Consider the following 13872-nt stretch of genomic DNA (forward strand, 5'->3'; position numbering starts at 1 on the left):
TGAGGATCGCCGGCGACCACCGGCTGGCGGCTTCGGCCGCCACGTTCGCCCGCGCAATCGCCTCCGGTCGTGCCGCACGCAGCGTGCCGCCGCCGCTCGCGAAGCACCCGGCCGCCCCCGTGCGGCGCCGATCGTTTTCTTCTGTTCGCCTTACCTTGATGCAGGACCATTCGTCATGACGCAAACCGCTTTCCGTTCCCAGCTGCTGACCTTCAACGGCGACCCGGCGCAATCGAGCCAGGCCGCGAACCACGAGACCGACGGCCTCCTGATCGTCGCCGACGGCAAGGTCGTCGCGGCCGGCCCGTATGCGCCACTCGCGGCAACGCTCGCGCGCGACGCGGTCGTCCACGACCTGCGCGACAAGCTGATCGTGCCCGGCTTCATCGACACGCACATCCACTACCCGCAGACGGACATGATCGCGTCGCCGGCGCCCGGCCTGCTGCCGTGGCTCGACAAGTACACGTTCCCGACCGAGCGCCAGTTCGGCGATCCCGAGCATGCGCGCGAAGTCGCCGATTTCTTCGTCGACGAGTTGCTCGCGTGCGGCACGACGAGCGCGCTCGTCTACTGCACGGTGCACAAGCAGTCGGCCGATGCGCTGTTCGCGGCGAGCGACGCGCGCGACCTGCGGATGATCGCGGGCAAGGTGCTGATGGACCGCAACTGCCCCGAGTTCCTGCGCGACACCGCGCAGTCGGGATACGACGACAGCGCCGAGCTGATCGACCGCTGGCACGGCAAGGGCCGCCAGATGTACGCGCTCACGCCGCGCTTCGCGCCGACGTCGACCGAGGCGCAGCTCGAGGCGTGCGGCGAACTCGCGCGCCGCCATCCGGACATCTTCGTGCAGAGCCACGTCGCGGAAAACGTCGACGAGGTGAAATGGGTGGCCGAGCTGTTCCCCGGCCATCGCAGTTATCTCGACATCTACGACCGCTACGGGCTGCTGCGCCCGCGCGCGGTGTACGGCCACTGCATCCACCTCGACGACGAGGACCGCCGCCGGATGGCCGAGACGCGCACGGTCGTCGCGCACTGCCCGACGTCGAACTTCTTCCTCGGCAGCGGGCTGTTCGACTTCGACAAGGCCGGCGAATACGACGTACCCGTCACGCTCGCGACCGACGTCGGCGGCGGCACGTCGTTCTCGATGCTGCAGACGATGAACGAGGCCCACAAGGTCGCGCGGCTGTCGGGCCACCACCTGACCGCGACGCGGATGTTCTGGCTCGCGACGGCCGGCGCCGCGCAGGCGCTCGATCTCGCCGACACGGTCGGCACGCTCAAGCCGCGCACCGAGGCCGACTTCGTCGTGCTCGATCCGCAGGCCACGCCGCTGCTCGCGCGCCGCACCAAACGCGCGGATTCGCTCGAGGAACTGCTGTTCGCGTTCGCGCTGCTCGGCGACGACCGCGCGGTGTACCGCACCTACGCGGCCGGCGAACTCGTCCACGAACGCGGCGCCGCGCGCCGGCCGGCCACCGCGTAACGGTAACGCCGCGCCGGTACGCAGCCCCGACCGGCACGGCCCGATCGCGGCCGTACCGGCCGGGCAGCCAGGCGCGCCCTCGCCGACCGGGCTCCCACGCCCGGCCGGCCGCCTTCCCGCACGCAATGCGTCGTGCTAAAATTCGCCGCTCATTGGGGAGTAGCCGCTCCGCTCGATGTCCCGCGCCCCCGGCGCGCATCGTGACGGAGGCGTCCGTCAACAGACTTGGCCGTTCGGCCATGGCGGACGCAGCCACGCTGGCCTGGCGAGACCGATGGTTCACAGTGCGCCGCATCAGGGCCCGGCGCGCCGTGGATCGTCGCTCGCACGCACAACATCGGCCCGTGGAACCCCATACGTGTCCCAAGCCTTCCTGATCTCCACCGGCGCCGTCGCCCTCGCTGAAATCGGCGACAAGACCCAACTGCTTTCCCTCGTCCTGGCCGCGCGCTATCGCAAGCCGGTGCCGATCATTCTCGGCGTGCTCGTCGCGACGCTCGTGAACCACGGTTTCGCGGGCGCACTCGGCGAATGGCTCGGCGCGCTCGTCACGCCGTCGATCATGCGCTGGGCGCTCGCGTTCTCGTTCATCGCGATGGGATTGTGGATTCTCGTGCCCGACAAGCTCGACGCCGACGAAGCCAACGCCACCCGCTCGCGGCTCGGCGTATTCGGCGCGACGCTCGTCGCATTCTTCCTCGCGGAAATGGGCGACAAGACGCAGATCGCGACCGTCGCGCTGGCGGCGCGCTTCCAGGACTACATCGGCGTCGTGGCCGGCACGACGTTCGGGATGATGCTCGCGAACGTGCCGGCGATCCTGCTCGGCGACCGCTTCGCGCACCGCCTGCCAACCCGGCTCGTGCACGGGATCGCGGCCGTGCTGTTCGTCGTGCTCGGCGCGCTCGCGCTGCTGGGTGTCGGCGTCTGACGGAACAGGATGACCGGCGCGGCCGGGTAGCCGCGCCGGGATGGGCACCGCGTTACTTCGCGACGGCCGCGCCCGAAGCCGGCGCAGCCGGCACCGCGCGCTCGTTGGCGGCCGGCGTCGCCGGCCCGCCGCGCTTGTCGACCGGCAACCGGACCGAGCGGACCGCGCCGTTCGACAGCGGGAAATCGGCGAGCGCGCTGCGCGCGAGGAACGGCATCGCATACAGCAGCGTGCCGTTGTCGCCGGTCGTGCGCGCGGACACGTTGTACACCTCCTTGCCCGTCGCGCGCTCGGTGATGCGGATCCCGAGCGTGTAGTCGAACACCTGGTACGTCTGCGCGACATAGCCGGCCGGCATCGGCCCCCAGGGCCCCCACGGGCCCCACGGCCCGCGCCGCCAGTACGGCCCGGGCGCAAACCACGGGTCGTAGTAGACCGGCTGCGGCACCGTCACGAGATCGCTGCCCACCGCATAGGTCAGCCCGACGAGATAACGCGCCTGCGCCGGCGGCACCTGCCGGAACGCATACGCGGACAGTTCGTTGGCGACGATCGGCTCGTAGGTCGACTGCTCGATGCTGTTCTTCTGCGCCTCGGTGCGCGTGAACGCATAGGTGCGTGTCGCGTCGCTGCCGCTCCAGTCGGAGAAGGCCGTGACCTGGGTCGTCACATAGCTGGTGCAGCCCGTCAGCAGCGCCACGCACAGCGCCGCCGCCCAGCCCGCACCGCGAAAAATCCATTCGCGTTTCATGTTGATCCTCGTCGATCCGTCACCCGTTCGTCGCACCGCGCGAACCGCAACGGGATGCCGATAATACGCGGACTGTCGAAAGCGGTAAAAAGTTCGCCCGGCACGCAGCCGCAAGCCTTTGTACAATGGCCCGGTTCGCCCGGCCCGCGTAACGGGCCCGTTCCCCACCCCACCGATCTCGACGACCATGTCCGACAACGCCTCCTCCACCGTGATCCGCCGCGCCGACTACACGCCGCCGGCATTCCTCATCGATTCCGTCGCGCTCGAATTCGATCTCGCGCCGGCCCGCACGATCGTCAGGAACACGATGCGCGTGCGCCGCAATCCGGACGCCGCGCCCGCGCCGCACCTGGAGTTGATGGGCGAAGCGCTCGAATTCGTCGGCGCGTCGCTGGACGGCGCGCCGCATGGCGCCGTGCGCGCGCACGAGCACGGGCTGACGGTCGAGAACGTGCCCGACGCGTTCGAGCTGACGCTCGAAAGCGCGTGCGCCCCCGACCAGAATACGACGCTGTCGGGCCTCTACGTGTCGAGCGGCAATTTCTTCACGCAGTGCGAGGCGGAAGGCTTTCGCCGCATCACCTACTTCCTCGACCGCCCCGACGTGATGGCGTCGTACATCGTCACGCTGCGCGCCGACAAGACCGCGTACCCGGTGCTGCTGTCGAACGGCAACCTCGTCGATTCGGGCGACCTGCCCGACGGCCGCCACTTCGCGAAATGGGAAGACCCGTTCCGCAAGCCGAGCTACCTGTTCGCGCTGGTCGCCGGCAAGCTCGTCGCGATCGAGGAAAAGATCACGACCGGCTCCGGCAAGGAAAAGCTGCTGCAGGTGTGGGTCGAGCCGGCCGATCTCGACAAGACGCGTCACGCGATGGATTCGCTGATCCACTCGATCCGCTGGGACGAAAGACGCTTCGGCCTCGAGCTCGATCTCGACCGCTTCATGATCGTCGCGGTCGGCGACTTCAACATGGGGGCGATGGAAAACAAGGGGCTCAACATCTTCAACACGAAGTACGTGCTGGCGAACCCCGAGACCGCGACCGACACCGATTTCGCGAACATCGAATCGGTGGTCGGCCACGAGTACTTCCACAACTGGACCGGCAATCGCGTGACCTGCCGCGACTGGTTCCAGTTGAGCCTGAAGGAAGGCCTGACGGTGTTCCGCGACCAGGAATTCTCGGCCGACATGGCCGCGGGCGACGACGTCGAATCGGCGGCCCGCGCGGTCAAGCGCATCGAGGACGTGCGCGTGCTGCGCCAGCTGCAGTTCGCCGAGGATGCCGGCCCGATGGCACACCCGGTGCGCCCGGAAAGCTACGTCGAGATCAACAACTTCTACACGATGACGGTCTACGAGAAAGGCTCGGAAGTCGTGCGGATGTACCAGACGCTGTTCGGCCGCGACGGCTTCCGCAAGGGGATGGACCTGTACTTCAAGCGCCACGACGGCCACGCGGTGACCTGCGACGACTTCCGTCACGCGATGGCCGACGCGAACGGGCGCGACCTCGCGCAGTTCGAGCGCTGGTACAGCCAGGCCGGCACGCCGCGCGTGTCGGTGCGCACCGCGTACGACGCGGCCGCGCGCCGCTACACGGTCACGCTCGCGCAGGGCTACGGCGACGCGTCGCCGGCCGCGCGCGAAACGCAGCAGGGGCCGCTCCTGATTCCGTTCGCGATCGGCCTGATCGGCCGCGACGGCCGCGACCTGCCGCTGCGCCTGGACGGTGAAACGGCCGCTTCGGGCACGACGCGCGTGCTCGACTTCACCGACACCGAGCAGACCTTCACGTTCGTCGACGTGCCGGAAGCGCCGCTGCCGTCGCTGCTGCGCAACTTCTCGTCGCCGGTGATCGTCGAGTACGACTACAGCGACGACGATCTCGCATTCCTGCTCGCGCACGACAGCGATCCGTTCAACCGCTGGGAGGCCGGCCAGCGCCTCGCGACGCGCGCGCTGCTGACGCTTGCCGCGCGGGCGGCCGCGAACGAACCGCTCACGCTCGGCGAGAACTTCATTGCCGCGTTCCGGCGCGTGCTGACCGACGCGACGCTGTCGCCGGCGTTCCGCGAACTCGCGCTGACGCTGCCGTCGGAAACCTACCTCGCCGACCAGATGGCCGAGGCCGATCCGGCCGCCGTGCATCGCGCACGCCTGTTCGTGCGCCGCCAGCTCGCGACCGCGCTGCGCGCCGAATGGCTCGCCGCGTACGAGCAGCACCAGACGCCGGGCGCCTACGAGCCGACGCCGGAGGCCTCCGGCCGCCGCGCGCTGAAGAACCTCGCGCTCGCGTATCTCGCCGAACTCGAGGATCCGGCCGATGCGGTGCGCCTCGCGACCGCGCAGTACGACGCGGCGAACAACATGACCGATCGCGCGGCCGCCCTCGGCGCGCTGCTGTCCGCCGCCGCCGCGGGCGCGAACGAGCCGGCCGATCGCGCGCTCGACGACTTCTACCGCCGTTTCGAGAAGGAGGCGCTCGTGATCGACAAGTGGTTCGCGATGCAGGCGGCGCAACGCGGCACGGCCGCGCAGCCGACGCTCGCGAAAGTGCGCAAGCTGCTCGCGCATCCGGCGTTCAACCTGAAGAATCCGAACCGCGCACGCTCGCTGATCTTCAGCTTCTGTGCAGCCAACCCCGCGCAATTCCACGCGGCGGACGGTTCGGGCTACGCGTTCTGGGCCGAACAGGTGCTTGCGCTCGACGCGATCAATCCGCAGGTCGCCGCACGCCTCGCGCGTTCGCTCGAACTGTGGCGCCGCTTCACGCCGGCGCTGCGCGACCGCATGCGCGGCGCGCTCGAGCAGGTCGCGGCCGGCGCGAAGTCGCGCGACGTGCGCGAGATCGTCGAGAAGGCGCTCGCCTGACGCCGTCGCCCGCCCCGCATTCGCGCGATGAAGCCGGCGCCGCCCGATGCGGCGCCGGCTTTTTATTGCACGGGCGCGGCCGGCACCGAGCCGAATGACGGGGTCTGACCGCTCGGCCTGCCGCCGCGCCGGTACGCACCGCGCCCCCCTCCGCCGCCGGAAACCGGGCCGGCTCGGCCGCCCGGCGATGTAACCGGACGAAAAAAGCCGGCGGCGCGGGAAGCGCGACAGGTAAAATTGCGGCCATTCAAGGATTCTTTGGCCTTTTGGAGTCTGTCATGTCCATTGCCCGCCGCACCACGCTGTCGAAGTTCCTGATCGAACAGCAACGTGAGACCAACAACCTTCCCGCCGACCTGCGCCTGCTGATCGAAGTCGTCGCACGCGCGTGCAAGGCGATCAGCTACAACGTGTCGAAGGGCGCGCTCGGTGAAGCGCTCGGCACCGCCGGCAGCGAGAACGTCCAGGGCGAGGTGCAGAAAAAGCTCGACATCCTGTCGAACGAAATCCTGCTCGACGCAAACGAGTGGGGCGGCAATCTCGCCGCGATGGCATCGGAAGAAATGGAAACGTTCTTCCCGATCCCGGCGAACTACCCGCGCGGCGAATACCTGCTCGTGTTCGATCCGCTCGACGGCTCGTCGAACATCGACGTGAACGTGTCGATCGGCACGATCTTCTCGGTGCTGCGCTGCCCGGACGGCAAGCAGGCGACCGAAGAATCGTTCCTGCAACCCGGCACGCAGCAGGTTGCGGCCGGCTACGCCGTCTACGGCCCGCAGACGGTGTTCGTGCTGACGACCGGCAACGGCGTGAACTGCTTCACGCTCGACCGCGAAGTCGGCTCGTGGGTGCTCACGCAAAGCAACATGCAGATCCCGGCCGACACGCGCGAATACGCGATCAACGCGTCGAACGCGCGCCACTGGTACGACCCGGTCAAGCGCTACGTCGACGAACTGAACGCCGGCAAGGACGGCCCGCGCGGCGACAACTTCAACATGCGCTGGATCGCCTCGATGGTTGCCGACGTGCACCGGATCCTGAACCGCGGCGGCATCTTCATGTACCCGGCGGACAAGCGCACGCCCGATCGTCCGGGCAAGCTGCGCCTGATGTACGAAGCGAACCCGATGTCGTTCATCGTCGAACAGGCCGGCGGCGCCGCGACGACCGGCACGCAGCGCATCATGGAAGTGCAGCCGACGGGCCTGCACCAGCGCGTGCCCGTGTTCCTCGGCTCGAAGAACGAAGTCGAGCGCGTCACCGGCTATCACGACGAAGCAAAATAATTGCACTGCAGCACTGGACGGAGGCGTGATGCGCAAGTACAATCTCGCCTCTTGATGTGGCCCTGACCGGTCGCATCACAGTGAAGTGAAAGCGGGCAGTCCGCCGGATCGAGGGTTTCGCGAAACAGCAGCAGCAAGCTGAAAAAAAGTTCGCAAAACCTATTGCCAAGATCTCGGATTTGACCATATAATTTCATTTCTCTGCTGCCGGTGTAGCTCAGTTGGTAGAGCAGCGCATTCGTAATGCGAAGGTCGTAGGTTCGACTCCTATCTCCGGCACCAAGACATAAAGGCCTGACAAGCATCGCTTGTCAGGCCTTTTCTCTTTTCCGGCGCCGAAATCGTGCGCCCATCCGGTATCCGTATCCGCCCCGCTTGCGGGCATCCCCCGACTCACGCACCGCGTGCCGCCGATTACAATCGCCGGACCACTCCGCCCTCTTCCCCGCCTCATGCGCACCTGGCGTCTCGAGCGACCGACTCTCAACGCGCAGCTGGATATCTCCCGCGCGACGCGTCTCGTCGCCGCGATCGGCGGCCACGAGGCGAACGCGTTCGCAGCCGAAGTCCTGAAGCTGTTCGACGCTGCGCTGTCGATCACGCAGTGCACGATCTTCGCGTACGAATTCGGCAATCGCCCGCGCACGATGTCGGTTGCCGATCATCGCGGCGGCCGCTACCTGCGCGACGTCGCCGACACCTACGCACGGCACTTCTACGCACTCGACGGCAACCAGCCGATCGTATCGGCCGCCCATCGCGGCACGCACCGCCACGACCTGCTGCTGCATCAGCAAGCGGGCGACGAGATCGCTCACGAAGCGTATCGCGCGGCATGCTATCGCGGCCCCGACGTATCCGACCGGCTGGCGCTGCTGGTGCAGCCCGACGATGCGACGTGGCTGTCGATCAACCTGTACCGCGCCCATCGCAGCGGCGCGTTCCAGCCGCGCGAGATCGCGGCGATCGAAACGCTCGCGCCGCTGATCGCGCAGGCGGCGAAGCATCACTACGCACTCGCCGGCGCGACGCAGGTCGGCATCCCGCAACGGATGCTCGCGCGATTGCGCCATGCGTGCCCCGAACTGTCCAAGCGCGAACTCGACGTGCTGCGCGGCGTGCTCGAAGGCCAGACCGCGCGCGAGATTGGCGAGACGATCGGCGTGAAGGCATCGAGCGTCGTCACCTATCAGAAGCGCGCGTATCGGCGCCTCGGCATTTCGAGCCAGCGCGAACTGTTTGCGCTGTGCATGCAGCCCTGACCCGTTTCGGTTCGCGACGAGCGTAGCGCGGCCACGCCTGCCGGGCCCGCCGTACCCGAAATGGGGACAACGGCGACCCGCCCGGCTTCCATACTGCATCGACCCGTTGCCCATCGCACCGCCGATGCGCGCACGTCGAGTCAGACCACCGTGGAAGCCAACGATGACCATCGCGTTCAAACCCTATCCGTTCGTCGCCGCGCGCCATTCCGCGCATCTGCCGGACTGCGTCGACGGCATCGATACGCACCGGCATCGCGTCGCGATCGTCGGCGGCGGCCCCGTGGGCCTCGCCGTCGCGCTCGGCCTCGCGAATCACGGCATTCGCAGCGTGTTGATCGAAGCCGACGATTCGGTCTGTCACGGCAGCCGCGCGATCTGCATTTCGCGCCGCAGCCTCGAGATCATCGAACGGCTCGGCGCGCTCGACGATTTCCTGCGCACCGGGCTGCCATGGACCGGCGGACGCAGTTTCCATCGCGACGACGAAGTGCTGCACTTCACGATGCCGCAGGACGAGAACCAGAAGCTGCCGCCGATGGTGAACCTCGCGCAGTATCACATCGAGCAGTTCCTGCTGGACGCCGCGCGACGCCGCGCCGATTTCATCGAGATCCGCTGGCAGACGAAGGTCACCGGCGTCACGCGACAACCGGACGGCGTACGCCTGGACGTCGACACGCCGCTCGGCGGCTACGCGCTCGACGCCGACTGGGTCGTCGCATGCGACGGCGGACGCAGCACGATGCGCGACGCGCTCGGTCTGTCGCTCCGCGGCACGCGCTACGAGGGCCGCTATGTGATCGTCGACATCGCGCTCGACAGCAACCGGCCGACCGAGCGCCTCGCGTACTTCGATCCGTCGTCGAACCCGGGCTCGACGGTGCTCGTCCACAAGCAGCCCGACAACGTGTGGCGGATCGACTACCAGTTGCGCGACGACGAGGATGCCGACGCGGCCGTGAAGCCCGAGCACGTGATCCCCCGCGTGCAGAACCTGCTCGACATGATGGGCGAGCGCGGCCCATGGTCGCCGATCTGGATCACGATCTACAAGGCGAACGCACTGACGCTCGAACGCTACCGGCACGACCGCGTGCTGTTCTGCGGCGACGCCGCACACCTCGTGCCGATCTTCGGCGTGCGCGGCGCGAATTCGGGCATCGACGATGCCGACAACCTCGCGTGGAAACTCGCGTACGTGCTGCGCGGCATCGCGTCGGACGCACTGCTCGACAGCTACTCGGACGAACGCGTGTTCGCGACGCACGAGAACCTGCGTTACGGCACGAAGAGCACCGAGTTCATGGCGCCGCCGTCGTTTGCCTTCGAACTGATGCGCAAGGCCGTGCTGACGCTCGCGCGCCGGCATCCGGCACTGCGTTCGCTGATCAACCCGCGCCAGACATCGGCTATCGCGTATGCGAAGTCGCCGCTGAATGCCGCCGAGCGCGACACGTTCGCGGCCGGCCCGGCGCCCGGCACGGTACTCGTCGAATGTCCGCTGACGCTGTACGCGCCACTCGGCGGCGGCACGCGCAGCGGCCACCTGACCGATCTCGTCGCGCCGCGCTTCACCGCGTTCTGCTTCACGCGCGATGGCGTGCCCGATCCGTCGCTCGCCGAACTCGAGCGGCGCGTGCAGGATGCGCACGTGCCGTTCACGCTCGTCACGCTCGCACGCCAGGCCAGGCCGCGACACCCGGCCTGCGCCGGCCATGACGACGACGGCCGGCTGTTCGACCTGTACGGCGCACGCGACGGCACCGTCTATCTCGTGCGACCGGACGGGCACGTACTCGGCCGCTGGCACGACGCGCGCGCCGACGATCTCGCCGCCGCGCTCGACCGCGCGCTCCACCCGCCCACGTCAACCGAGACCAACCTTCAGGAGACCGCATGATCACGGATATCGAACGCGACACGCTCTACACCGACCTGTGCCGCACGATGACGCGGATCGGTGAAACCAACGCACCGCTTTTTCTCGCCCGCTTCGCACTCCTGTCGATTGAGACGATAGCCGATCCCGCGATCGTCGCACGACTGATCGCCGATGCTGGCGAAGGGCTGCCCGATGCAAACGTTCCGGTGGCGGCACGCGGACAGCGGGACGCCTGACCGGCTAGGTCCGTCCCCACCCATTTCTTACATATTCATTTCACGACGTGTCGCAGCCAGACGAATTCCCCTGGAAAATCCGCTTAAGGGTGCATAACATTACTTAACGATCCTGACCCGTCTATCGCGTTACATTGCGTGGGCGGCGCGGCGGGTCGCATGTCGCTTTCATCCAGCTTGCGGCACACGACAGCCGTTGCCCGGTCATTTCGACTCAACCCAAGGAGAGGACCACCATGACTCATGGCTTGATTATGTGGCTCATCATCGGCGCGATCGCCGGCTGGCTTGCCGGGCTGCTCGTGAAAGGCGGCGGCTTCGGACTGATCGTCGACATCATCGTCGGGATCGTCGGCGCGGTGATCGGCGGCTGGCTCGCCGGGGTACTCGGCATCAGCGTCGGCAGCGGCTTCATCGGCTCGGTGATCGTCGCGGTCGTCGGTGCGGTGATCCTGCTGTTCGTGATCCGGCTATTCAAACGAGCGGCCTGACGCTTCTCTCCACGCGCCTTCGGGCGCGTTTTCGCATCAGGCCGGCGCGCGGCCCGTTTGCCGCGCGCCGCCCTTTCGATCACCGCTTCGCGTGCTGCGACCCGCCGTCGAGCACGTCGGTCGTCAACACCCCGCTGCGCGCTTCGCGTGCACGATCGCGCCCGATCCACACGGTGCGCGGCATGTCCCCCACCATCCCGCATCCAGTGCCGCGCGCAAACGCTTGGGCACCGGTTCCGCGTGCGCATACCGCGCGAGCGCTTACGCGAGCGCCGCACCGTTGTCGTCGTACGCATCCATCACGACCATCGCGAGCTACCCGTCCGGATGAAGGCGCTGTCATGCGACCCGATGCGCGAATGGAACACGTCGCACCCGCCGGAGACAACGCCGCGAACGACTTCACAGCGACCATTTCAGTTCTCCGTAGAAGGTACGGCCCGGATACGGATGGAACACGTAGTAGCGGCGATCCGTCAGGTTGTCGATGCCGAGCGACGCGGTCCAGTGACGATCGAGGCGATAGCGCGCCTTCAGGTCGACGACCGTAAACGAGCTCGTGCCGCCGTACACGTCCGGATTCACATCGCTGTTGTCGAGCGTGTTGAACTGGCGGCCCGAGTAGCGCACGCCGACGCTCGCGAGCCAGTGCTCGTCGAAGCGATAGGACGCCAGCAGGTTCGCGCGCATGCGCGGAATGCGCGGGAAGCGCGAGCCGACGTAGGCAGGATTCGCGGCATCGGCGAGGATCTGCGCATTACTGGCCGATACGTTCGCGTCGATCGCGAGCCCCCTCAGCCCGACGTTCTCGCCGCTGAACGCGAGCTCGACACCGCGTACGCGCACGCGGTCGACGTTCGAGACGTTGGTGACGGTCGTCGCGCCCGACACGGTCGTCTGGCTGTAGATCGAATCGCGCAGGTCGCTCTGGAACACGCTCGCGCGCACGACGCCGACACCGACGTCGCGCTCGGCCGTGAAGTCCCAGTCGATCGCCTTTTCCGGCCGCAGGTTCGGGTTGTTGTTGACGATCGCATTGTTCGAGATCGTGCCCTGGAACAGCTCGCCGACGGTCGGGAACCGCGTGCCGGTCGCGAACGACAGCCGGAAGCGCCACACGTCCGTCGCGTCCCATTGCAGCGCAACCTTCGGCGACAGCGCGTTCGCGCCGCGATCCGCATAACCGAGCGTGCCGCCCGCGTTGCCGAGCGCGCCGCCGTAAGCATCCCAGCGCTCGTAGCGCAACCCGAGCGTCGCGAGCCAGCCCGGCGCGAAGCGCCACGCATCCTGCCCGAACAGCGCCTGCGTGCGCGTGTCGCCGCGATAGACGCTCGCGAGCGACGTGGTCGGCCCGGCCAGCCAGTCGGCCGTGTTGTACGTGACGTTGCGCAGGAAGTAGTTGTCGTAGTGGTAACCGAACGTGAACGTGTGGCCCTTCACTGCCGGCGCCTCGGCCTTCAGGTCGAGCGTGCGCCAGCCGGTGCCGTCGCCCTGGAACAGCGTGCCCGCCCCGCCCTGCACGGTCGAGGCCGCGCGCAGCACGTCGCGCGACACGTCGTACGCGGACACGACGCCCGACAGCCGCCAGCCCGAATCGAGCCGGCCGTTCAGGCCCAGCGCGTACAGCCAGTTCTCCTGGTCGCCGCGTTGCGGCGCGAACGCGTTCGGCGCGACGGTCATGCTCCGGCCGCCGATCGACACGTTGCCGCCGTAGACCGGGTTGCCGGCCGCGTCGCGCAGGAAGGTTTCGCCGTGCTGCCGGTAATGGTTCTCCCAATGCCCGAGCGTGAGCGTCGCATCGACGCGGTCGGTGAACGCGTAGCCCATCCGGACCGTCTCGTTGAGCTGCTCGGTCCGCTCGATCGTCTGCGCGCCGACGATCGTCCGCGGCTTGCCGTTCGGCCCGATGTCGGTCGCGGCACCCGTGACGGGTACGGCGGTGCCCAGCTTCGGGGTGTAGGCCGAATTGGGACTCGCATACTGCATCGGCTGACCGTTGTTCTCGAGCCGGTCGAGCGACAGCGCGAACCAGAACCGGCCGACGCGGTCGGCGATCCGCGCGGTCTGATGATTGCCGCCGAAGCTGTCCGCGAATCCGTAGCCGTCGTGATAGCGCTGCGTGAAGAATTGCGTCGACAGCGATGCCTCGAGCTTGTCCGGGCGCCGCGTCGTGAGCAGCACCGTCGAGCCGATCGCGTTGCCGGGATACAGCGCGGAAAAGGGGCCGTAGAGCACGTCGACGCGTGCGATGTCGTCAGGCGGAATCAGCGACCAGCGCGGCGGGTACGCATAACTCGACCCGAGCAGGTTCGACAGCAGCACACCGTCCGCGTACACGAGCCCGCGCGCGCTCTGCAGTTCGTTGAAGTCGCGGCCCGCGAACACGCTGTTGCGGTCGCCGATATAGCGCTTGCGGACCATCAGGTTCGGCGCGTACTTCAGCGCGTCCTCGGTGGTGACGTTGGTATGCGACTCGATCTGCTCGCGCGTGATCGACGTGACGACGGCCGGCGTATCCGGATCGACCGGCTGCCGCTGGGCGGTCACGCTGACGGCGGTCAGCGTGTCGCCGGCCGGTGCCGGCGGCACGGCGGCGCTGGCCGGGCGCTCGACGCCACCAGGGGAAGAATCGGCGGGCGCATCGACCG

Annotated in this window: 10 protein-coding genes, 1 tRNA gene, 1 pseudogene and 1 riboswitch; of the genes and pseudogenes, 9 read left to right on the top strand and 3 right to left on the bottom strand. The window is 67.9% G+C overall.

All coding sequences use genetic code 11. The annotated features are described in order from the left end of the window. Positions 1–175 precede the first annotated feature (175 nt). Together guaD and G3N62_RS30125 are read left to right on the top strand one after the other, a co-directional pair. Positions 176–1495 (top strand): guanine deaminase, encoded by a 1320-nt coding sequence (guaD, locus tag G3N62_RS30120; protein ID WP_124669198.1) that lies wholly within the window; start codon positions 176–178, stop codon positions 1493–1495. A 142-nt stretch (positions 1496–1637) separates the two neighbouring features. Continuing rightward, a riboswitch (yybP-ykoY riboswitch) is annotated at positions 1638–1758 on the top strand. A 95-nt stretch (positions 1759–1853) separates the two neighbouring features. After that, positions 1854–2426, top strand: a complete 573-nt coding sequence (locus G3N62_RS30125; RefSeq protein WP_049036560.1) for a TMEM165/GDT1 family protein — start codon at positions 1854–1856, stop codon at positions 2424–2426. 52 nt (positions 2427–2478) lie between these two features. Here the strand turns inward: G3N62_RS30125 and G3N62_RS30130 are convergent, their stop codons facing one another. Next, positions 2479–3177, bottom strand: coding sequence for a DUF4136 domain-containing protein (locus tag G3N62_RS30130; protein WP_049036562.1), 699 nt, complete (start codon positions 3175–3177; stop codon positions 2479–2481). A gap of 187 nt (positions 3178–3364) precedes the next feature. Here G3N62_RS30130 and pepN point away from each other — a divergent pair, with 187 nt between their 5' ends. The 7 genes from pepN to G3N62_RS30165 all read left to right on the top strand — a co-directional run bounded on the left by pepN (position 3365) and on the right by G3N62_RS30165 (position 11224). Further along, a complete protein-coding gene (pepN, locus tag G3N62_RS30135) occupies positions 3365–6058 on the top strand; it encodes an aminopeptidase N (protein ID WP_124669199.1) in 2694 nt (897 codons plus the stop codon). 278 nt (positions 6059–6336) lie between these two features. Continuing rightward, positions 6337–7350, top strand: a complete 1014-nt coding sequence (locus tag G3N62_RS30140; protein ID WP_006485729.1) for a class 1 fructose-bisphosphatase — start codon at positions 6337–6339, stop codon at positions 7348–7350. Positions 7351–7556: 206 nt separating this feature from the next. Further along, positions 7557–7632: transfer RNA gene (locus G3N62_RS30145), tRNA-Thr, on the top strand. A gap of 170 nt (positions 7633–7802) precedes the next feature. Further along, positions 7803–8612 carry a LuxR C-terminal-related transcriptional regulator gene (locus tag G3N62_RS30150; RefSeq protein WP_124669200.1) on the top strand — a complete coding sequence of 270 codons (810 nt, stop codon included), beginning with the start codon at positions 7803–7805 and terminating at the stop codon, positions 8610–8612. Between the two features lie 163 nt (positions 8613–8775). Further along, entirely contained in the window at positions 8776–10515 is a 1740-nt protein-coding gene (locus G3N62_RS30155) for an FAD-dependent oxidoreductase (RefSeq protein WP_124669201.1), read from the top strand. Continuing rightward, complete coding sequence (locus G3N62_RS30160; RefSeq protein WP_124669202.1) at positions 10512–10733, top strand: hypothetical protein; 222 nt, start codon at positions 10512–10514, stop codon at positions 10731–10733. Before G3N62_RS30155 ends, G3N62_RS30160 begins: the two co-directional genes overlap by 4 nt. A 236-nt stretch (positions 10734–10969) precedes the next feature. Next, positions 10970–11224 (top strand): GlsB/YeaQ/YmgE family stress response membrane protein, encoded by a 255-nt coding sequence (locus G3N62_RS30165; protein ID WP_034187394.1) that lies wholly within the window; start codon positions 10970–10972, stop codon positions 11222–11224. A gap of 79 nt (positions 11225–11303) precedes the next feature. Here the strand turns inward: G3N62_RS30165 and G3N62_RS30170 are convergent. Both G3N62_RS30170 and G3N62_RS30175 read right to left on the bottom strand, forming a co-directional pair. Further along, positions 11304–11581 (bottom strand): annotated as a pseudogene (locus tag G3N62_RS30170) (TlpA family protein disulfide reductase); the annotation flags it as partial. A 45-nt stretch (positions 11582–11626) separates the two neighbouring features. After that, positions 11627–13813, bottom strand: a complete 2187-nt coding sequence (locus G3N62_RS30175) for a TonB-dependent receptor (RefSeq protein WP_206141390.1) — start codon at positions 13811–13813, stop codon at positions 11627–11629. Positions 13814–13872 lie beyond the last annotated feature (59 nt).

It is taken from the genome of Burkholderia sp. Tr-20355, from assembly GCF_017104685.1.
Lineage (GTDB): Bacteria > Pseudomonadota > Gammaproteobacteria > Burkholderiales > Burkholderiaceae > Burkholderia > Burkholderia seminalis.